The 20,113-nt window shown below is 71.4% G+C and carries 20 protein-coding genes and 2 pseudogenes; 11 read left to right on the forward strand and 11 right to left on the reverse strand.

Annotation, left to right across the window (positions count from 1 at the left end; translation table 11 throughout):
• Nucleotides 1-3: 3 nt before the first annotated feature.
• Nucleotides 4-237 (reverse strand): hypothetical protein, encoded by a 234-nt coding sequence (locus Aut01nite_RS31565; RefSeq protein ID WP_043525049.1) that lies wholly within the window; start codon nucleotides 235-237, stop codon nucleotides 4-6.
• 263 nt (nucleotides 238-500) lie between these two features.
• On the opposite strand from Aut01nite_RS31565, the gene Aut01nite_RS31570 reads away from it, so the two are divergent.
• Entirely contained in the window at nucleotides 501-1,466 is a 966-nt protein-coding gene (locus Aut01nite_RS31570) for an ATP-binding protein (protein WP_043525051.1), read from the forward strand.
• Here the strand turns inward: Aut01nite_RS31570 and Aut01nite_RS31575 are convergent.
• Nucleotides 1,461-2,255: a SigB/SigF/SigG family RNA polymerase sigma factor gene (locus Aut01nite_RS31575; protein WP_043525052.1), complete on the reverse strand. Its 795-nt coding sequence runs from the start codon at nucleotides 2,253-2,255 to the stop codon at nucleotides 1,461-1,463. The genes Aut01nite_RS31570 and Aut01nite_RS31575 overlap by 6 nt on opposite strands.
• 365 nt (nucleotides 2,256-2,620) lie before the next feature.
• Between Aut01nite_RS31575 and Aut01nite_RS31580 the strand changes: the two genes are divergently transcribed.
• The gene (locus Aut01nite_RS31580; protein ID WP_043525128.1) at nucleotides 2,621-3,058 is read left to right on the forward strand and encodes a response regulator; all 438 of its coding nucleotides are present in this window, start codon (nucleotides 2,621-2,623) and stop codon (nucleotides 3,056-3,058) included.
• 589 nt (nucleotides 3,059-3,647) lie between these two features.
• Nucleotides 3,648-4,634, forward strand: a complete 987-nt coding sequence (locus Aut01nite_RS31585; protein WP_043525054.1) for a chemotaxis protein CheB — start codon at nucleotides 3,648-3,650, stop codon at nucleotides 4,632-4,634.
• A gap of 111 nt (nucleotides 4,635-4,745) precedes the next feature.
• On the opposite strand, the gene Aut01nite_RS31590 is transcribed toward Aut01nite_RS31585, so the two are convergent.
• Nucleotides 4,746-5,141, reverse strand: a complete 396-nt coding sequence (locus Aut01nite_RS31590) for a hypothetical protein (RefSeq protein ID WP_043525056.1) — start codon at nucleotides 5,139-5,141, stop codon at nucleotides 4,746-4,748.
• A gap of 204 nt (nucleotides 5,142-5,345) precedes the next feature.
• Here Aut01nite_RS31590 and Aut01nite_RS44450 point away from each other — a divergent pair, with 204 nt between their 5' ends.
• Nucleotides 5,346-5,477: a hypothetical protein gene (locus Aut01nite_RS44450; RefSeq protein WP_268871707.1), complete on the forward strand. Its 132-nt coding sequence runs from the start codon at nucleotides 5,346-5,348 to the stop codon at nucleotides 5,475-5,477.
• Nucleotides 5,478-5,483: 6 nt separating this feature from the next.
• On the opposite strand, the gene Aut01nite_RS31595 is transcribed toward Aut01nite_RS44450, so the two are convergent.
• Nucleotides 5,484-7,130: a Na+/H+ antiporter gene (locus Aut01nite_RS31595; protein ID WP_043525057.1), complete on the reverse strand. Its 1,647-nt coding sequence runs from the start codon at nucleotides 7,128-7,130 to the stop codon at nucleotides 5,484-5,486.
• 292 nt (nucleotides 7,131-7,422) lie between these two features.
• Between Aut01nite_RS31595 and Aut01nite_RS31600 the strand changes: the two genes are divergently transcribed.
• The 5 genes and pseudogenes from Aut01nite_RS31600 to Aut01nite_RS43840 form a co-directional block, all read left to right on the forward strand.
• Nucleotides 7,423-7,626, forward strand: coding sequence for a cold-shock protein (locus tag Aut01nite_RS31600; protein ID WP_043525058.1), 204 nt, complete (start codon nucleotides 7,423-7,425; stop codon nucleotides 7,624-7,626).
• A 140-nt stretch (nucleotides 7,627-7,766) separates the two neighbouring features.
• Entirely contained in the window at nucleotides 7,767-7,973 is a 207-nt protein-coding gene (locus Aut01nite_RS31605; protein WP_043525060.1) for a hypothetical protein, read from the forward strand.
• A 103-nt stretch (nucleotides 7,974-8,076) separates the two neighbouring features.
• Nucleotides 8,077-8,502 (forward strand): annotated as a pseudogene (locus Aut01nite_RS44935) (MEDS domain-containing protein); the annotation flags it as partial.
• Nucleotides 8,503-8,572: 70 nt separating this feature from the next.
• A complete protein-coding gene (locus tag Aut01nite_RS43835) occupies nucleotides 8,573-8,887 on the forward strand; it encodes an STAS domain-containing protein (protein ID WP_236642696.1) in 315 nt (104 codons plus the stop codon).
• A gap of 41 nt (nucleotides 8,888-8,928) precedes the next feature.
• Nucleotides 8,929-9,870 (forward strand): annotated as a pseudogene (locus Aut01nite_RS43840) (anti-sigma factor RsbA family regulatory protein); the annotation flags it as partial.
• Nucleotides 9,871-10,184: 314 nt separating this feature from the next.
• Here Aut01nite_RS43840 and Aut01nite_RS31615 read toward each other — a convergent pair.
• Nucleotides 10,185-11,150: a glycoside hydrolase family 6 protein gene (locus Aut01nite_RS31615; protein ID WP_043525061.1), complete on the reverse strand. Its 966-nt coding sequence runs from the start codon at nucleotides 11,148-11,150 to the stop codon at nucleotides 10,185-10,187.
• 214 nt (nucleotides 11,151-11,364) lie between these two features.
• On the opposite strand from Aut01nite_RS31615, the gene Aut01nite_RS31620 reads away from it, so the two are divergent.
• A complete protein-coding gene (locus Aut01nite_RS31620; protein WP_173476677.1) occupies nucleotides 11,365-12,378 on the forward strand; it encodes a LacI family DNA-binding transcriptional regulator in 1,014 nt (337 codons plus the stop codon).
• A gap of 71 nt (nucleotides 12,379-12,449) precedes the next feature.
• Here Aut01nite_RS31620 and Aut01nite_RS31625 read toward each other — a convergent pair whose 3' ends face one another.
• Together Aut01nite_RS31625 and Aut01nite_RS31630 are read right to left on the reverse strand one after the other, a co-directional pair.
• Nucleotides 12,450-13,811, reverse strand: coding sequence for a glycoside hydrolase family 10 protein (locus tag Aut01nite_RS31625; protein ID WP_043525062.1), 1,362 nt, complete (start codon nucleotides 13,809-13,811; stop codon nucleotides 12,450-12,452).
• Nucleotides 13,811-14,815, reverse strand: coding sequence for a glycoside hydrolase family 11 protein (locus Aut01nite_RS31630; RefSeq protein WP_043525063.1), 1,005 nt, complete (start codon nucleotides 14,813-14,815; stop codon nucleotides 13,811-13,813). Before Aut01nite_RS31630 ends, Aut01nite_RS31625 begins: the two co-directional genes overlap by 1 nt.
• A gap of 499 nt (nucleotides 14,816-15,314) precedes the next feature.
• Between Aut01nite_RS31630 and Aut01nite_RS31635 the strand changes: the two genes are divergently transcribed.
• Nucleotides 15,315-15,830, forward strand: coding sequence for a YbaK/EbsC family protein (locus Aut01nite_RS31635; RefSeq protein WP_236642697.1), 516 nt, complete (start codon nucleotides 15,315-15,317; stop codon nucleotides 15,828-15,830).
• A gap of 31 nt (nucleotides 15,831-15,861) precedes the next feature.
• Here the strand turns inward: Aut01nite_RS31635 and Aut01nite_RS43845 are convergent, their stop codons facing one another.
• From Aut01nite_RS43845 to Aut01nite_RS31655, 4 genes are all read right to left on the reverse strand, one after another.
• A complete protein-coding gene (locus Aut01nite_RS43845) occupies nucleotides 15,862-16,095 on the reverse strand; it encodes a hypothetical protein (protein WP_043525064.1) in 234 nt (77 codons plus the stop codon).
• Nucleotides 16,096-16,622: 527 nt separating this feature from the next.
• On the reverse strand, nucleotides 16,623-17,270 hold the full coding sequence (locus Aut01nite_RS31645) for a response regulator transcription factor (protein WP_043525065.1): 648 nt from the start codon (nucleotides 17,268-17,270) through the stop codon (nucleotides 16,623-16,625).
• On the reverse strand, nucleotides 17,267-18,484 hold the full coding sequence (locus tag Aut01nite_RS31650; protein WP_043525066.1) for a sensor histidine kinase: 1,218 nt from the start codon (nucleotides 18,482-18,484) through the stop codon (nucleotides 17,267-17,269). The genes Aut01nite_RS31645 and Aut01nite_RS31650 overlap by 4 nt, the downstream gene beginning before the upstream one ends.
• Before the next feature lie 110 nt (nucleotides 18,485-18,594).
• Nucleotides 18,595-20,106, reverse strand: a complete 1,512-nt coding sequence (locus Aut01nite_RS31655) for an alpha/beta hydrolase (RefSeq protein WP_043525067.1) — start codon at nucleotides 20,104-20,106, stop codon at nucleotides 18,595-18,597.
• Between the last annotated feature and the right edge of the window lie 7 nt (nucleotides 20,107-20,113).

Raw genomic sequence — 20,113 nt, forward strand, 5'->3', positions numbered from 1 at the left:
CTGTCAGCTCGCGCTGGGCTGTGGCCTCAGCTCCTGCCAGTCCTCGTTCGAGCCGCGCCAGGCATCGGCGACGATCTGCGCGGATCCGCGTCCCGGGCACTGCTGCACGCGATAGCGTCCCGCCTCGCCGCCGATCTGGACGAGGACGTCCCATTGGGAGCCGTCACTGCGGATGTAGACATCGCGCCGGAAACGGGTCGTGCTGCTGCCGTTCCACCAGTGCCGCTGAACCATCATGGGGCGACCCTACCGGTGGCGGCGGCCGAGTACGTCTTCCGTCGTACGGAACACATCGACGTACGGCTGCGTCAAGACCATGCCGATCGGAGTAGCCGTCCGCGGCGAGGGTATCGGTATCGCTGTACCCGCCGGTTGATCGCACTTCGCCGGAGCGCGACGAGAAGCGGGTGGCGGGGCGTGCCTCATCACCTCGTTGCCGAGCACGGGAGAGTGCCGACCATGACGAATCCCGCCTCCCCAGCCGTGCCCCCGGCCCGGGGATGACCACCGCCCGGTTCGTGCACGCGGCCCTCATCGTCGAGACCGATCGCGACCGGGACCTGCTGGCGGCGCATGTGAGCCGGCAGGCGCGGTTCTACGACGAGGTCCTGGTGGTGGCCGGTGAACGCACCCGGGCTGGGATGACCGACCTGGCCGGGGTTCGCTGGGGCACACCGGAGGAGTTCTACCAGCGGCTCGGTTCCGCCTACGAGCGGTTCCGCCGCTATCTGGCCGAGGGGCACCGGGCGGGACGCCGCCTGCACGTGATCGCCGAACCCGAGCTGATCCGCGGTGTGGACCCCTCGCTGCGGGCCGACCGGGTCGCCGCCCATCTCGCGTACGAGGCGATCTGCAACCGCACCTACGCGCTGGGCGCCCCGGCGGTCACCTGTGTCTGGGACAGCCGGCGCCACCCGGGCGCGGTCATCGACCGGGTCCGGGCCACGCATCCCGATCTGGTCACGGCGGCCGGCCTCACCCCGTCACCGGACTATCTCCCCCCGGAGCGTTACCTGGCCGAACGTCACACCGTGCCGGCGCTGGCGCCACCGGCACACGTCGATCAGGACGTCACCGCCGGCGCGGTGGCCGAGCTCAGCGGATTGCGGTCGGCCCTGGGCGGCTGGGCGGCGGACCACGGGTTCGGCGGGACGGCGCGGGAGGACCTCGTGATGGCGGTGGTCGAGGTCGCGAGCAACGGGCTACGGCACGGCGGCCCGCCGGTCCGCATCCGTGCCTGGCATCACGGTGGCACGCTCGTCGTGCAGTGCGACGACGCCGGCGCCCGTCCGATCCCCGCGGTCGCGGGTTACCTCCGGCCCGATCCGGTGGCCGCGGTGGCGGGCGGACGGGGGTTGTGGCTGGCCCGGCAGTTGGCCGACGTGGTCACGATGTCGTCGGCACCGGGCCGGACGTCGGTCCGGTTGCACTTTCCGCGCGAGGTCATGCCGGCCGTGCGGTCATGACGGGCGCGGCCGTGCGCCGTCGGCGGCGCCCAGCTGCTGCCGTAACCGGGAGAGGGCCCGGGTGAGCAACCGGGACACGTGCATCTGCGAGACGCCGATCTGCTCGGCGATCTGCTGCTGGGTGTGGTTGCCGTAGAAACGCAGGATGATGATCTTCTGCTCGCGCTCGTCGAGGCCGGCCAACGCGAGGCCGAGCGTGCTGCGCAGGTCGGCGAGCTCGTATCCGGCGTCCTCGTCACCGAGGGTGTCGCCGAGGTCGCCGCCGCCCTCGCCGACCGGGGTGGACAGGCTCGTCGAGTGGTAGGCGCGGGCGCCCTCCAGGCCCTCGATGACCTCGTCCTCGCTGATGCCCAGATGGCCGGCGATGTCGGCGACCCGGGGGGAGCGGCCCAGGGTGTGCGTCAGCGTGCTGTTGGCACCGGTGATGGCCAGCCGTAGCTCCTGCAGTCGGCGCGGTACGCGTACCGACCAGGTCCGGTCCCGGAAATGCCGTTTGAGCTCGCCGGCGATCGTCGGGATCGCGAACCCGGCGAAGTCGACGCCGCGCCCGGCGTCGAACCGGTCGACCGCCTTGATCAATCCCAGGACGGCGACCTGGTAGAGGTCGTCGCGCGGCTCGCCCCGGTTGGCGTAACGGCTGGACAGGTGCCGGGCCAGCGGCAGCCACGCCTCGATCACCCGATCCCGCAGGCGGAGCCGGGCAGGATCACCGGCGGGCAGGGCCGCCAGCCTGGTGATCAGTTCGCCGGCTCGGGCGGTGCTGGTCGCGGTGTCGGCGATGACGGTCATCCGGAACTCCCTGCAGTCGGCCAGTGGATCGGCAGAACAGCGAACGAGCACTCCGATGACCGTTGCCTCACCTGTCGTGCCTTCAACTTCCCCCTGAAAGCATGAGATCAAAACCAGCTTTTCGTACGGCGATTCTCAAGTGCAAAGGGGTTGTGCGGATCGGGTCGATGTGATTTTTTCTGGTCCCGGATCGTGTCCGCTGTGGGTGTTCCCTGTCGGGTGTTCCTTCATTCGGCGCCTCCGGACCGCCCGGCCCGGCTCCTGCCGGATGCCGACATGCCACGGCGCCCGGCGAACCGCTATCGTTGCCGTGATGCAAGCGTTCACATTCGTGCGGAACCGGCTGAAGGTGAGCGGTTGTGACCATGGCTAGAGCTCTCGACGTTCTGATCGTCGACGACGACGACGCCGATGCCCTGATGATCGAGGAAGCGCTCGAGGGGGCCGGGGTGCCGCCCGTCGTGCACCGGGTGGTGGACGGCAGCCAGGCGCTGGAATATCTGCGCCGCGAAGGCGAGTACACCGACGCCGTACGGCCGGACCTGATCCTGCTCGACCTGAACATGCCCCGGATGGGCGGCCGTGAGGTCCTCGCGGAGATCCGCCGCGACGACACCCTGACGGCGATCCCGGTCGTGGTGCTGACCACCTCCGACGCGGTGCCGGACATCGTCGCCAGCTATGCCGGTCACGCCAGCGCCTTCGTCACCAAGCCGATGGAACTCGACGCCTTCGAAACGGCCGTCCGGAACATCAGCCGTTTCTACGGCGACGTCGCGACTCTGCCGGTCGTCCCGGGCTGAGACCGGACCGGCCCCGGTCGGCTCCGGTCGGCCCCGGTCGGCTCCGGAAACCATGAATTGGTTTCCGGAAGTGCGGTGAACCCCTTTCTCCAGCCCGCGTCGCCGATGCGAAGTGGGTGGCGCGCGAAAATGGATGGCGCCCGCACGTCCCTCAGGTGCCGGATATGGCACACCGGATACCGCGAATTCTGCTCGGACGCGATTCTGTTCGCGCGGGTATGGTGAGGGATGAGCAAGCCGCCAGGCGGGACTGCCCGGTCGGTGTTGCGCCACCTGTTCCAGGTGGCGCCCCGGCGAACCCGGCGGGTCAGCGCAGGCACGAGGCGTGAGGTCTCGGTGCCGCGCGTTCCCTGGGCGACCTGGCGGCTCATCGCCGCTCACCGGCCCGGCGGCAGGCGAGATCCGGACTCCCGTGCCCGTCTCCGTCGGTGGCGAATTCTTCACCGGCGGCATCGCGGCCGGGGATCCGAATACGGAATGGTTCACCGTGGGTGTGGAGAAAAGCGGGACGACATCGTGCCGCGCGGTCCGACGTTTGGCCGGCACCGTCGCGGGAACGTGTTTCGCCCCCGAGGAGAGGCGGACGGCGATGATGCGCCGCGACGTGGTCGTGATCGGCGGGTCCGCTGGCTCCCACAAGGCGCTGACCCAGGTGCTGGCCCGGTTGCCGGCCGACCTGCCGGCCGCGGTGCTGGTGGCGCTGCACATGGCGCCGGGCGCACGGGCGGCGCTGGCCCGCTCGCTGGCCTCCTCGTGCGCCTTACCGGTGCGGGCCGCCGTCGACGGCGGCCGGTTGGAGCCGGGGTGTGTCCAGGTGGCGGTGCCGGACCGGCATCTGATCGTCGACGAGGACGATGTGCTGCGGCTCAGTGACGGCCCGCGGCAGAACCGGGTGCGCCCGGCGGCGGACGCGCTGTTCCGGTCGGCCGCCCGATGGTGCGGCCCGCGGGTCGTCGGGATGGTCCTGTCGGGCAGTCTGGACGACGGGGCGGCCGGGCTGGCGGCGATCGTCTCCGACGGGGGGATCGGCCTGGTGCAGGATCCCGCGGAGGCCCGGTTCCCCGGCATGCCGACGGCGGCGCTGCGCGTGGTGCCGGACGCGATGACGGCGACGGCGTTCGACCTCGGGGACGCTGTCGCCAAGATGGCCGGCAATCCGGTCATCGCGGCGAGCCGTCCGCCGACACCCCTGATCTGGGAGACCGACATGATCGCGTACGGCGCGTCGAACACCGCTGACCGTGGGCAGGCCGTCGGGCTCGGCTGCCCGGACTGCGGAGGCGGCATGTATCTGGTGCGTACCGGCCTGGCCGCCCACTACGTCTGTCACGTCGGCCATTCGTACTCGCCGCAGTCCCTGCTGGCGGTCCGTGACGACGGCATCGAAGGCGCGATCTGGACCGCGGTCAGCGCTCTCCAGGAGAAGGTCATGGTCATCGAGGAGCTGGTGAGCCAGTCGGAGAAGACCGGCGACGCCGTGGCGGCCGCGGCGTTCCGGGCGGAGGCCGAACGCGCCGGCCGCGCGGCGACGGTGCTGCAGGAACACGTCAACCGATCGGCCCCCGCCGGGCGGTGAGTGCCGGGCGCTCGGGGTCAGCCGGGCGGTGAGTGCCGGTGGGCGCTCGGAGCAAGCCGGGCGGTGAGCGCCGGGCGGGCGGTCGGGTCAGCCGGGCGGTGGGCGCTCGGGTCAGCCGGGCCACCCCGGGGCCGTCTCGATGTCGATCTCCCGCTGGTCGGCCTCCCTGTCCCGGCTGTCGGCCAGCCGGTCGCGGGTGTCCGCGGCGGCGTCCCGCGCCTCCGCGGCGGCCGCACGTTCCGCCGCGACGAGGTCGCGGCCCTCGGATCGCCGGTCCCGGCGGTCGGCCGCCTCTTCCCGCGACTTCTGCAGGAACTCACGCCGATCCGCGTACTGCTCGCGGGCCTCCACCCGGGCCAGCCGGCCCTGCAGTTCGATCTCCTGCTGGTCGGCGTGGGCGTCCCGGCTGTCGGCCTCCGTCTCCCGGCCGCGGACCCGGTCCTCGCGCACGTCCAGGGATCGGCGGGGCTGTCGTGCCTCGCTGCCGCTCACCGGATCCTCGCCCATGGCGTCACCGTATACCCGATATCCGGGCACGCACCGTTCAGTAGAGCACGGGTGCTGTCGCTGTTCGTCCGTACTCCTCACCTTTTCCGCCGGATCACGGCATATGCTGGTCGGCTACCAGAAGCGCCGCCGCCGGTATGCCGACATCCCCCCGCCGCGTCGACCGTCGGTGACACCCGGCGTTGCCGGCAGAGGGCGCGCGTCATGACCGAGGCGGAGGAGCCCGATTACCGGCGATTGTTCGGGCGACTGTTCGAGAGCGCGCCGGTCGAACCCGATGAGAGCCCCACGACCTTCACCATCCGCCTGCCTCGCCACCTCGGCACGGAGCGGTGACGCCCTTCATCGGCGGGCCGGCCGGTCCGGCAGCAGCCGCTCCTCGAGATCCAGTTCGCGTTCCAGGACGCGGAGCCCCTCGTCGGACAACCGTCCGGCATCGCGCCAGCGCAGGCACTCCTCCCGCTGGGCGTCGATGGCCACCCGGCGTACGTGCAGGGCGGCCTCGTACTGCGGTGAGATCGGCGGGCCCGCCGCGTCGTTGTCGCGCAACAGGGAGAGCCGGTCCCGGTAGCGGCTCAGCCGGGCCCGCAGTTGCTCGCGCATCGTCTCGATCACCTGGCCGCTGATGTCGTCGTGTTCCTGCTCCTCCAGCTCGTCCAGCGCGGTGAGGGCGGCCTCGACGGACGCCGCCCGCGCCTCGTTGCGCAGAAGCGCCTGATCGTTGTCGTCCGCGCGCAGCCCCAGCACCCGGACCATCGGCGCGAACGTCAGGCCCTGCCCGACCAGGGTGACCAGCACCACCACGACGGTGCAGAACAGGAGCAGGTCACGAGCGGGGAACGGGGTTCCCGCCTCGGTGACCAGCGGCAGAGTGAAGATCGCCGCGAGACTGATCACGCCCCGCGTGCCGGCCCAGCTGAGGACCACGACCTCGCGGCCGGTCCATCGCACCGGCGCCCTCCCGCCCGTCGAGCCCCGGCGCCCACGGCGGTGCAGCGCTCCGGGCGCCAGGAGGGTGAGCACCAGCCACAGCGGCCGCAGCAGCAGGGTGACGCCCACGGTGATCGCGACCGCGACGACGACGGTGGTGGTGTCGTATCCCGCCAGCCCTCGGATCACCTCGGGCAGTTGCTGACCGATCAGCAGGAAGACGAAGCCCTCGAGCATGAAGTCGACCAGCCGCCAGACCGCGTTGGTCTGCAGCCGGCCCGCCCCCGAAGCGGACCGTGGCGTGTGGTGCCCCACGATCAGCCCGGCCACGACCACGGCCAGTACACCGGAGACGTGGATCGCCTCACCGAGGAGGTAGGCGCCGAACGGTGTGGCCAGCGACACGGCGTTCGCCAGCATCGGGTCGCCGCTGAGCGGCCGGGAGAGCACGCGGACCGCGAAGGCGACCAGCGCGCCCACCGCGACGCCACCGACGGCGGCGCCCAGGAACTGGCCGAGCGCGGACGGCGCCGAGAAACCGTCACCGGTGGCCGCGGCGACCGCGACGCTCAGGATGGTGAGCGCGGTGGCGTCGTTGAGCAGGCCCTCACCCTGGATCAGGGTGATGATCCGGGGTGGGAGCCCCACCTTGCGGCCGACGGCGAGCGCGGCGACCGGGTCGGGTGGCGCGACCGCCGCACCGACCGCGATGCCGGCGGCCAGGGTCGCACCGGTGACGAACCACGCGAAACCCAGACCGATCAGCAGAGCGGTGAGCAGGACCAGGACCACCGACAGGCTGACCACGGTGGCCAGATTGCGGCGGATCGCGAGCATCGACGAGTCGAGGGCGGCGCTGTACAGCAACGGTGGCAGCACGAACGCCAGGACGATGTCCGGATCGAGGGGGATGTTGGGTCCCGGCAGGAAGGCGTACCCGATGCCGATTATCGGCAACAGCGCGGCGGCGGGCAGCCCGGTCCGGCCGGCGACCCACCGCACCACCGCGACCACCGCGACGGCGGCGAGAACAAAAAGGAGAACCGGCTCGACATGCACGGTCTCATCCTTACGGATCGCCCGCACCGAGCCGCCGGGTACGGCGCCCGGCGGAGTGGAATATGGCCGAACCGGAGAGCCGGCTGCGAGAATCCGCGCCGCCGGCCGATTTCTGTGCTACGTTTGCCATGTTGCAGTTTTGATTTCCGTAGACGTTTCCAGCGCCTGATGGGTTATCTGAAGCCCGTGCAGGCGCTTTTTCGTTTTCCGTGTCGATGCGACACGGGTGATCAACGCGGCGGCGTGAGAGTCAGCACAGTGCGGACTCCGACAGCTTGCTAAGGAAAAAGACATGGCTACAGGCACCGTGAAGTGGTTCAACGGCGACAAGGGTTTCGGCTTCATCAGCCAGGACGACGGTGGCGCCGACGTGTTCGCCCACTTCTCGGCGATCTCGGCGAGCGGTTTCCGCAGCCTTGAGGAGAATCAGCGGGTGGAGTTCGACGTCACCCAGGGCCAGAAGGGCCCGCAGGCGGAGAACATTCGCGTGATCTGATCCGTGAACCACCAACGGCGGCTCGACTGGTTCAGCGAGCCGCCGTTGGTATGTCCGCGTCTCCGATCTATTCCGTTTCTGTTCATGAGATTTTCAACGGCCCGCGTTTCGATGTGACGTGCCGTTTCAGGAAGGCCCCTATGACGATGATCGACAAAGCGCCGGTCGCCCGCGCGCTGTCCGACTTCTCGCGTTTCCGGAGCACGGCCCCGGTTCCGGCCGTCGCGAGCATGTCACCGTTTCTCGCCCCCGCCCCCGCCGCGGGTGAGCCGGCGCCGGTGCGCCGCGCGTCGGACTGCGGAGAAAGCGCGATGCGCCGGCTCCGTCACCCGTTCGTTTCGGAGTAGAGCCGGCGGCCCCGGGAGCCGGCGTGATCCGTGACGGCGCCTTCACCAGGGGCGGACCATCTCGGTACTGTTGCCGGATGAGGATCCCCGCTCCGGCGTGCGGATGAGCACGGTGGCCGAGGCCGGGCACGCATGCTGGGCCCACGATGATCGTCATCCCTCCGACGCCCGGGCCCGTGAGTTCCTTCGTGCCGGGCTCGCCGCCGGCGAGCAGGTCTGGCTGATTCCCGGGTCCCGGCTGAGCGCGACCGCCGACTGGCTCCGTCACACGGGGACGTCACAGCACGGCGATGCCGCCCGGATCCTGTCGTTCACCGACGCCTACCCGGTCGGCCGGGTGATCGATCCCGCCGCGCAGGTCGCCGCCTACACCGCCGCGACCGAGGACGCCCTGGCCGCCGGGTTCACCGGCTTCCGGGTGGTCGCGGACGCCACCGTCCTGGTCCGCACCGACGCCCAGCGCGACGCGTTCGCCCGCTACGAGTACCAGATCGGACGGTACATGCGCACCGCGCCGATGCGGGCGGTCTGCGTCTACGACCGGGACGAACTCGGTGATCGGGCGATCGCCGAACTGGCCTGCCTGCACGAGGTCAGTCATGCGACCGGGGGTGACGTTCCAGCTGCATCCCGGCCCGGCGCCGGCCGGCATCGTGCTGGACGGCGAGCTCGACATGGCGACCGAGGACCTCTTCGCCGCGGCGCTGCGGCGCACCGGCCCGCCCCCGGCCGGCGGCGAGGTCCTGGTGGACGCCGGCGGGCTGCGCTTCATCGACCACCGATCCCTGACCATCCTGCGGCGGTTCGCCGAGGAGCGTGGGGTCACCGCCGTGGTGCGGACCCGGTTCGGCGCGGCCGCCCGCATCGCCGCCCTGCTGGACGCGCCGAGCCTGCGGGTGGAGGTCACCCCGTGAGGACCGGGGCCGCCGCCGGGCATCACGGCTACTACCACGAGGCGGTCTGCTTCGGCTCCGACGAGGACCTGCTCGCCGTGGCGCTGCCCTTCCTGACCGGCGGCGTCGACGCCGGTGAGCCCACCGTCGTGGCGCTCGGCAGTCGCCACACGGAGCTGGTGCGCGCCGCGCTGCCGCCGGGGCTGCCGGTGACCTACCTGACGGGCGCCTCCGTCTACGCCCGCCCGGCCGGCGCCATCCGGGCGTACCGTGAACTCCTCGCCGGCTATCACGCCGGCGGCGCCGCACAGATCCGGATCATCGGCGCGGTGCCGCCCGAGGTGCTCGGGGTGACCTGGGACTGGTGGGCGCGGTACGAGTCCGCCGTCAACCACGCCTACGACGAGTTCCCGCTGTGGGGCATGTGCGCCTACGACACCCGGACGACCTCGGCCGCGGTGCTCGCCGACGTGCGGCGCACGCATCCCCGCACCGCGCTGCCCGGCGGGCGGCACGTGCCGAACCGCGACTACACCGACCCGATCCCGTACCTGGGCGAGCGCCGGCAGCCGGTGCCGGACCCGGTGCAGCGCACCACCCCGCGGGCCGACCTGCTCGCCCCCACCGCGGCGGAGGCCCGCCGGGCCGTCCGCGACGCCGGCCGCGGACACCTGCCGTACCAGGAGGTGGAGGACCTGATCGTGGCGGTCAGCGAAGCGGTCGCCAACGCCCACCGGCACGGACGAGGACCGATCCGGGTGCGGCTGTGGTGCGGCGCCGACCGCATCGTCGTCGCGGTCACCGACTCCGGCACCGGCCCGAAGGACCCGTTCGCCGGTCTGCTGCCCGCCGGTGACGGCAGCCACGGCGGTCTCGGCCTGTGGATCGCCCACCAGTCCTGCAACCACGTCGCCCTGTACCGCGATCCCGCCGGTTTCACGATCCGGCTCACCGCCGGCAACCCCCACCACGACCTCCGGCCGGAGTCCGCCGGGCCACAGTGAGCGCCGCGACGCCGGGATCCCGGCGTCGCGGCGTCGGCCGGAGCGGAGCGGCAGTGACAACCAGCCGGTCCGGATCTTGTTCGGCTGACTCGAAAGTCGGCCATCACCGCAGCTCACGCCTTGATCGAAAGCGTTATGTCAACCGCGCCCAGCGGCCGACTTTCACCCACGGCACGGGCGTCGCAAGGACACGGAGGGCTGTCTCGAGGTGCTCGAGACAGCCCTCAGAGTCAGCCGGGGTTGACCGGGACGGGCCTGTATCACCTGCATCCGGCGGATGGTCGTGACGGGACGCCCGGTCGGAACGGGGCCGGTCAGTAACCGTGGATCATCTTGTAGGCGACCTCGGGCAGGAACTGTCCGGCTGACGAGCCGCCGCCGACGCCGCAGTTGCCGTCGGATTCGCCGGGGGTCTTGAGCCACAGCAGCATCTCGGCGCCGCCGCCCATCTGGGTCGGGGTTCCGATGCGGCGGCCGGCGGGGTTGCACCACTGGCCGTTCGCGCCGTTGCCGTTGCGGCTGGTGTCGACGACGAAGGGCTTGGTGTAGCCGTATCGTCGCAGTTCGCCGGCGAGCCGGTTGCCGAAGGTGACGTTCTCGCCGGTGGTGAAGTAGTTCGACACGTTCAGGGCGAAACCGCGGGCGCCGGAGACGCCCGCGGCGTTCAGTCGCTGGGCCATCGTGCCGGCGTCGATCCAGCCGGGGTTGCCCGCGTCGAGGTAGACCCAGGTGTGCGGCGTCCGGGACCGGAACTGGCCGATCGCGCGGGAGAGCATGCCGAGGCGCTCGTTGATCTGGTTCTGGTTCATGCAGCTGAAGTCGCCGAGCGAGTCCGGTTCGAGAACGACCACGGCGGGCCGGTTGCCGATCGCGGCGGCGAACGAGGTGATCCACGCGTCGTAGGCGGCGACGCTGCCGGCGCCTCCGCCGGAGTGGCCGCCGCAGGCGTCGCGGCCGGGGATGTTGTACGCCACCAGCAGCGGCAGCTTGTCGGCCGCGTCGGCGGCGCCGACATAGGAGCCGACCGCGCCGGCGATGTCGCCGCTCCAGTTGCCGAACCAGCTGGCCATCGGCTTCTGTGCGATGGCGGTGCGGATGGCGGCGGCCCGCCCGTCACCGGGGTTGGCGGCGGCCCAGGCGGCCGGGCTGGAGTACGGGTTGACGTAGAACCCGCTGGTCTGGCTGATCGGATCGGCGTGCGCGGCCGGGGCGCCGAGCAGCACCGCGGGGATCACGAGGGCGAGGGCGGCGAGCGCCCGGGAACGGAGGGGACGTGGCATCGCGGGTCTCCTGAGCATCGGAGGGGGTTCGGCTACGGGGTGTGCCGTCCGGAGCTGAGACTGGAAGCGCTTCCAGAATGTCGCATCGGCGTATCTCGATTAATGCTCGGCAAGCCTGCGGTACCTGTCAAGCCCTGGCCGGGACCGCTCCCAGTCGTCGACGGCGTCGACCGCTGTCGATACGATGCTGCGGACGAAAGGAACCGGCAGCCAGATGACAGCATCGACGCCCCGGCGGCAGCCCACTCTGGACGAGGTGGCCGAGCGGGCCGGCGTGTCACGCTCCGCGGCGTCGCGGGTCATCAACAAGGCGCCGCATGTCAGCCGGGCCACCCGTGACGCCGTCGAGCGGGCCATCAAGGAGATGGGCTACCTGCCCAACCGCACCGCCCGCGCCCTGGCCACCCGGCAGACCGGGATCGTCGCGCTCGCCGTCTCCCACGACGACCCCCAGCTGTTCGCCGACCCGTTCTTCGCCCAGGTCATCGTGGGGGTGTCCGCGGCGCTCGAGGAGACCGACCTGCACCTGCTGCTGTGCCTGGCCAGCTCCGGCCGGGGCCGGTTCCGGCTGACGAACCTGCTGCGGACCCGCGGCGTGGACGGTCTCATGCTGATGCCGCTGCACGGCGACGATCCGCTGACCCGGCTGGTGGCGCAGGCGGGGGTCCCGGTCGTCTACGGTGGCCGGCCGTGGCACGTCCAGCCGCAGTGGTACGTCGACTCCGACAACGTGGGCGGGGCGCGGCTCGCCACCGAGTACCTGGCCGGTCTGGGCCGTACCCGCATCGCCGCCATCACCGGGCAGATGTCCACCGACGTCGGCGAGGCCCGCTACCGCGGATATCGCGAAGCGATGATCATCGCCGGTCTCACCCCGCACGGCACCGCCGAGGGCGACTTCACCGAGGCCGGCGGCGCCGCGGCGATGCGAAGCCTGCTGGCGTCCCATCCGGACCTCGACGCCGTCTTCGCCGCCAGCGACAAGATGGCCGCCGGCGCCCTGCGCGTGCTGACCAACTCCGGGCGGTCGGTGCCGGCCGACGTGGCGGTGGTGGGCTTCGACGACGTCGGCATCGCCGAGCACACCGCTCCGCCGTTGACCACGATCCACCAGTCGATCCAGGCGCTCGGCAAGGAGATGGCCCGGATGCTGATCGCCGTGATCGGCGGCGAGGAGCCCACCTCGCTGATCCTGCCCACCCGTCTGGTGCGACGGGAGTCGGCCTGATCGCCGCGCGGGACGCCGATGGGCCGGTGACTCGCCACCGGCCCATCGGCGCACTCTCCCCTCGGCGATGGTCAGGCGGTCCGGCAGGCCAGCGCGGGCCAGTTCCAGTTGCCGCCGTGCTGGACGGTGAACCCGAACGCGTTCCCGTTGCCGTTCGGCCGGCCGGTCATCACGTTGCCGCTGGAATCCCAGGTGGCGCTGACGTTCCAGGTGGCGATCATGCGCTGCGGCGGTGACACCGTCACTGTCACGATCCAGTTGTCGCTGCCGGTGACGGTCACCTGGCCGTTGAAGCGGTCATTCCACTTCTGGCCCTCGCTGTAGGTGGCCGTGCAGCTGCCACCGGGCTGGCCGGTGGGGCTGCTCGACGGGCTGCCGGAGGGGCCGGGCCCGGGCTGGCCGCTGTTCAGGGCGGCGAGTACGGCGTCGTACGCGGCCTTCTTCTGTCCGCTGCCGTTGAACAGCAGCGGAGTGCCGGAGGCACGCCACGAGTCGCTGTCGCGCACACCCCACACCGTGATGCCGTTGCACCGCGTCACCGCCAGGCAGGCTTGGACGATGCCCCGGTACTGCTCGGCCTGGCTGGAGCCGGAGCCCTCGATGTCGAGCTCGGTGATCTGCACATCCACGCCCAGGTCGGCGAAGTTCTGCAGGGTGGTGTGGTAGTTGTTCGGCACCGGGTTGCCGGAGTTGAAGTGCGCCTGGAATCCGACGCAGTCGATCGGGACGCCCCGCTGCTTGAAGTCCTGGACCATCCGGTAGACGGCCTGCGTCTTGGCGTGTGACCAGTTGTCGGTGTTGTAGTCGTTGTAGCAGAGTTTCGCCCCCGGGTCGGCGGCCCGGGCCGCCCGGAACGCCGCCTCGATCCAGTCGTTGCCGGTGCGCTGCAGGTTGGAGTCGCGCCGGGCCCCGGACGAGCCGTCGGCGAAGGCCTCGTTCACCACGTCCCAGGAGTGGATCTTGCCGCGGTAGTAGGTCGCGACCCGGGTGACGTGGTTGAGCATGGCGTTGCGCAGCGCGGTCCCGCTCATGTTCTGCATCCAGCCCGGCTGCTGGGAGTGCCAGGCCAGCGTGTGTCCGCGGACCTGCTTGCCGTTGCTGATCGCCCAGTTCACGATCCGGTCGCCGGAGGAGAAGCTGAACTGGTTCTGGTTGGGTTCGGTGGCGTCGAGCTTCATCTCGTTCTCGGCGGTGACCATGTTGAACTCGCGGTTCGCGATGGTCGTGTACTGCGTGTCGCTCAGCCTGCCGCCCGCGATCGCGACACCGAAGTACCTGCCGCGTTCGGCCGCGGACGCGCCGAGCGTCGTCGCCGCGTTCGAGGTGCCCGGCAGGAGGAGCACGGTGCAGGCGGCCAGGGCGGCGGCCGTGCCGGTGACGACGGCCGCGCGCCAGCGGCGCCGTGGGGCGGAGTCCCCGGTGAGATCGTTCATCAGTTCGTCCTGCAGGTGATCGTCGGCCAGGTCCAGTTGCCGTTGGCCATGACCGTCACGCCGAAGTTGTTGCCGTTGCCGTTCGGGCGTGCGGTGACCGCGCCGCTCGTGCCGCTGACCGCGGCGTTCCAGCTGTTCTGGATGCTCTGCCCGCCGTTGAGGTTGAGCCCGACCGTCCAGTTGCTGGTGCCGCTGACCGCGACGTTCAGGTTGAACCGGTCGCCGAAACGCTCGCCGGCCGACAGAGTGGCGGTGCAGTCGCCGGTCCCCGGGGTGGTCGGGTTCGTCGGGCCGGCGCCCTCACGGACGGTGATGTCGGAGCTGCCCTGGCTCTGGTAACCCTCGGTCGCCATGATCTGGTAGCTGTGGTTGGTGCCGAGGTTCAGCCCGGCCCGGGCCCACGCGTCGAAGTGGTTGGCCACCGTGATGGTGCCGGAGCTGCGCTTCTGCTGCCGCACACTCCAGTACTGGTAGAACGTCTGGATGCCGTCGATCGACGGCGCGTTGACCCGCTGGCTGCGCAGGATGTCGTACGTGCCGCCGTCGGTGGTGACCGTGCCGAGCCGCTGGGCGCCGCTGCTCGGGTTGTAGCTGCCGAAGTTCTCGACGATGTAGTACTCGATGAGCGGGCTGCGCGTCCATCCGTACAGGGCGAGGTAGGTGTTGTTGTTGCCCGGGTTGTAGGAGCCCGAGTAGGTGACCGTCCGGCGGGTGCCGGTGGCCCAGCCCTTGCCGCCGACCCAGTTGTTGGTGCTGCGGTCCCAGCTGCTGGTGTACCGCCCGTCGGCGCGCAGCGTCATGCTCGCGTTGCCGCTGTCCTTCCAGAACGAGAAGTAGTAGCCGTTGTGGGTGCCGGTGGTGTTCGACGAGACGGTCCGGTCGGCCTCGGCGCGCGCGACGCCGGCCATCGCGACGCCGGACACGGCGATCGCGACGGCGCAGGCGGCGCTGGTGAGGAGACGGACGCGACTACGCGGTCCGCGCCGGGTGGAATCTGTTGACATGTGGATGACTCCTCCTGAGGGAGGGCTGCCGGGGAACAGCCCAGGGGGGTGCGACGGGCCGCATCGGCTCTCGTGCCGCGAATGGCCTCATCGAGGCCCGTCATTGCGAGATGGTCGCGTGTGCCGCGTCCGCCTGTCAACAACTTCCGGAAACCTTACGGAAATACGGGCGCTCTCGCAGGCTTGCTGCAACGTAGCCCGGAGCTTCTACCTGCGAATATTTGGGGAAAGCGCTGTCCTCCCTTCGTGCTGTGGAGGGCAGGGTGACTCTGTGTCCCCGAGAGTTTCGGGAGGCGGCGCCGAAACATTCGGGAGGTTCGCTGAAAAGGAGGCGCCTCTACGGGAATCCCATACATTCCCATTATCGAAGCTTTATCGATTCACGCCGGAAAATGCGTTCAAACCACATCGCCGGTACGTGATTCTCGTGTGACGGCAATGGCTGCTGTTCGCGATGGCCCGGCGGAATCCTCCCCGCATTCCTTCCGAAGGAGCCACCGTGTCGTCCGACAATGCGGCGCGCCGTTCATCCTCGACCACCGACCTCCTCTTCGCCCTCCTGGACCGGGAACGGGCCGACTACCGGGTGATCGACCATCCGGCCGAAGGCCACACCGATCTGGCCAGTCGCCTGCGCGGGCATCCGCTCGCCCAGGCCGCCAAATGCCTGGTGATACGCATCCGGATGACCAAGAAGCAGTCCCGTTACGTGCTCGCCGTCGTTCCCGGCCACCGGCGGGTCGACTTCGCCAGGATCAAGGCGCTGACCGGCGCCCGCGACGCGATGTGCGCCGACCGGCCGACCGCCGAGCGGCTGTCGGCGGCGGTCAGCGGGGCGATCGTGCCGTTCGCCTTCAACCCGGCGCTCGAACTCTTCGCCGATCCCGAGCTCTGCGACCATGCGGAGCTCTTCTTCAACGCGGCCACCCTGGAACGCTCCATCGCGCTGCGCACCGAGGATTACATCCGGCTGGCCCGGCCCACCTTCTACCGCATCGCCCAGGCCGACAGCTGAAACGGGACGGGACCGGGCCCGGACGCCGGGCTCAGTCCCGTTCCCCGTCGGCTGCCTCCGGCTGATCCCGGAACGGCATGGCCGCGCCGCCGGCGCCGATGACGTGTTCGGCGATCCGCCGGCCGTTGTCGCCGTTGGACAGGATCACGTATCCGTCGCCGGAGGCGATCCGGCACATCGTGCCCGCCCAGTAACCGCTGAACTCGCCGACGATGCCGAAGTCGAGGTCCGGGCCGGCGTCCACGATGGTGGACAGCCCGTACATCGTCTCCGGGGTGGGGGTGAGGCGAACGTCATGCGCAGCCGCGCGGCGCAGTGCCCGGCCGGCTCCGCGGCGGCCGGCGGCCGGCCGGAGACCGGCACGCAGTAGGCCGTCAGTTTGCCGTGGCCGGTGACCACCGCCGCGCCGACGCCCGGATGCTCCCGCAGGACCGCTTCGATCTCGCCCGGCTCGATCCGGTAGCCCCGAACCTTGATCTGGTCGTCGGCGCGCCCCAGGAAGTCGAGCCGGCCGCCGGAATCCATCCGGGCGAGGTCACCGGTGCGGTAGAGACGGGAGCCGGGCGGCCCGTACGGGTCGGGCACGAACCGTTCGGCGGTCAGCGCGGGCCGGTTCAGGTACCCGCGGGCCAGTCCCGCCCCGCCGATGTGGACCTCACCCGGCACCCCGTACGGCGCCGGCGCCCCGCCTCCCCGGCCTGCGCGTGGCCGGCGGCCCGGACGCGGTGGCCCGTCAGCCGGGACCGGCCACCTGGGGCGTGGCCCGGCCGACCGTCGAGTGGTGACCCGGCGTCACCGGTTGAGGTAGGCGAGGACGGCCCGGACCCGGCGGTTGGCGTCGGCGTCCGGCGGCAGGTCGAGCTTGGTGAAGATGCTGCCGATGTGCTTCTCGACCGAGACCGGGGCGAGGAACAGCGCGGCGCAGATCGCCGAGTTGGACAGCCCCTGCGCCATCAGCCCGAGAACCTCCTGCTCGCGGGCGGTGAGCGCGTTGTTGCCCTCCTTGCGGCTGGTCCTGGTGACCAGGTGCCGCACCACCTCGGGATCCATCGCGGTGCCGCCGTCGGCGACCCGTTCCACCGCGTCGAGGAAGTCGTCGAGCGCCGTGACCCGGTCCTTCAGCAGGTAGCCGGTGCCGCCGCGGCCGTCGGCCAGCAGCTCCTGCGCGTACGCCCGCTCCACGTACTGGGAGACGATGAGAACCTTGGCGTCCGGATCCGCGGCGCGGATCTCGAGCGCCGCGCGCAGCCCCTCGTCGCGGAAGTTCGGCGGCATCCGCACGTCCACGATGGACAGGTCCGGGCGGTGCTCGGCCACCGCGGCGACCAGCTCCGGCGCGCTGCCGACCGCCGCGACGACCGTGTGGCCGGTGGCGGTGAGCAGCCGGGACATGCCCTCTCGGAGGAGGAGCAGGTCCTCGGCGATGACGATGCGTCTCACAGGGGGATCTCCGCGTGCAGGGCGGTCGGGCCGCCGGCCGGACTGGTCACGGTCAATTCGCCGTCGAGCGCCTCGATCCGGCGGCGCAGGCCCTCCAGCCCGGAGCCGTGCGGGTCGGCGCCGCCGTGCCCGTCGTCGGCGACGGTGACGGTCATCCGGTCCTCGGCTTTCGTGATGCTGACGACGCACTGCCCGGCGTCGGCGTGCTTCGACGCGTTCACCAGGCCCTCGGCGATGACGAAATAGGCCGCCGACTCCACCGCCGCGGGGAAGCGCACGGCCGGGTCGGCGTCGACCTCGACCGGCAGCGGGCTGTCGCCGGCCAGGGCCGACACCGCGGCGTGCAGGCCCCGGTCGGTGAGGATCGGCGGGTGGATGCCGCGCACCAGCCGGCGCAGCTCGCCCAGCGCGTCGTCGAGCTGCCGGCGGGCCATGTCGACGTCGGCGACCGCGGCGTGCTCGTTGCCCAGCTTGCGGGCGGCCAGCGCGAGGGTCATGCCGGCCGCGACGATCCGCGCCTGCGCGCCGTCGTGCAGGTCCCGCTCGATCCGGCGCAGCTCGGCGGCCTGGGCGTCGACCACCCGGCGCCGCGACTCGCTCAGCCGCGCCGCCTCGTCGACCAGGTGCTGGTGGCGGCCCGGCGCGAGCAGGGCGCTCGCGGTCCGGGCCTGGGCCCGGGCCAGCACGCGGATCAGCCGGATCGTCACCACCAGCAGCAGCAGTCCCGCGCCGGCCAGGGCGAACCGGCCGGAGAGGGTGAGCATCAGCACGTTCATCGGGAAGGGGGCGTTGGGATTGGGCACCGCCCAGGCCCACAGCGGCGCGCTGACCGCCGCCGCACTCACCACGGTGCACACGACGGCCGGCACCCCGAACAGCAGGCCCAGCGGGAACAGCACGCTCAGCCAGACCAGGTCGCGCCAGGTGGCCGGCTGCGCCGCGACGCCGACCACCCGCCGGCCGATGCCGTCGGCCTTGACCGGCACGTAGGGCGAGCCGATCGGGGAGTCCAGCACCAGGGCGGCCCGGTTGCGCTCGAACGCGGCGAGGTGCCGGGTCACCCAGATCGCGCCGAGGAAGACCGGGCCACCGAGCTGGGTCAGCGACAGCAACCCGACCACGATGGTCGACACCAGGCTCCAGAGGAAGGCGACCGGGCCGGCGAGCAGACTGCTGGAGAGGTATCCCAGGGAACGGAGGGTGGCTCGCAGCATCGCGGCAATCGTAGCAGCCCAGGCCGATATGACCGATACCCGGAACACCCTCCGTCCATCAGGGAACCACGGGGAGTGGCGATCCCGGGCCGTCGTCGCCGCGCGGCTCATCAGCGGCAGCTGACGTCGTCGGCCGGGCGCTCGCCGGTCACCAGGAACGCGGTGACCGCACCGTCGCCGCAGGCGTTGCCGTTGGCCAGATAGGACCCGTGCCCGCCGGCGTCCACGGTCACCATCCGGGCCCGGTCGCCGAACGCCGCCCGCATGCGCAGCGCTCCGACGTACGGCGTGGACGGGTCCCGCAGGTTCTGGATCATCAGCACGTTCGCCGGGCCGTCCGGGCTCACCGTCACCGGGTCCTCGGACGGTTCCGGCCAGAACGCGCAGGCGTAGATGTTGACCGGCATGCCGGCGGTCAGCGGGTAGGCGGCCCGGTTCGTGGCGACGTCCTCGGCGTACCCGTCGACGGATCGGGGCCACCGCACGTCGTTGCAGATGGTGGCGGTCAGCACCGCTGCGGTGTTCTGCAGGGCGGCCGCCGGCGGGGCGCTGGCCGCCGGCAGCGGCTCGCCGCGCAGGGCCGCGCTCATCAGCGCGGCGAACCCGGGGAAGCTCTTGTCCGAGTAGAGCGCCTGCAGCATGGCCGCACGCAGGGCGTTGCCGTCCAGGGTGGGCGGCTGGGCGCCGGTCCACGGCAGCGGAGCGCCGTCCAGCCGGGTGGCGAGCGTCAGGAAGGCGTCGCGGACGGCGGCCGCGTGTACACCGAGGTGGTACTCGGCGTCCCGGGCGGCGGCCCAGGCCGCGAAGTCCGGGAACCGGTCCTCGGCGCCGATCGCGTAGTTGGCCGCCCAGCCGCGCGCCAGACGTCCCGGGTCCGGGTCGTCGTTGCTGTCCAGCACGACCCGGTCGGTGCGGTCCGGGTACATGGTCGCGTACACCGCACCCACGTAGGTCCCGTACGAGACACCCCAGTAGGACAGCTTCTCCTCGCCGAGCGCCGCGCGGATCGCGTCGATGTCCCGTGCCTCGTTGCGGGTGCTGATGTGTGCCGTCAACGGGTTCTCCTCCTCACCGCAGGCCGTCGCCATCTCGGCGGCCCACGACACGTTCGGGGCGATGTCGCCGTCCGGGCCCGGCCACGGCATCAGCTGCGCGGACGCCTTGCCGGGCGACGCCGGGCGGCAGTCGACCGGGGAGCTCTTGCCCAGGCCGCGCGGGTCGAAGGAGACGACGTCGTAGCGGGCCAGGACCTCGGCCGGCAGGCGCCCGGCGAGCTCGCCCGGCTTGCCGAGGCCGGTGCTGCCGGGACCGCCGGGGATGAACAGCAGCACCCCGTGCCGGTCGGGGCCGGCGGCGCGGACCCGCGAGACCGCCAGCGAGATCCGTGCCCCGGCCGGGACGGCGTAGTCCATCGGGACCGAGACGCTGCCGCACTCCTGCCGCGGGTCCGCCTTGCCGCCGCACGGCTGCCAGGCGACCGTCGAGGTCACGGCAGCGACCGGTATGCCCGTCGCCTCCACCAGGGGCGCCGCGATGCCGGTGGCGATCACCGCGGCGGTGCTCAGGGCCAGGAACGCCATCAGGGTACGGATCCGGGGCTTCGGTGTACGAACGTGTGGCATGTCCTCA

The organism is Actinoplanes utahensis (assembly GCF_016862455.1).
Taxonomy (GTDB): domain Bacteria; phylum Actinomycetota; class Actinomycetes; order Mycobacteriales; family Micromonosporaceae; genus Actinoplanes; species Actinoplanes utahensis.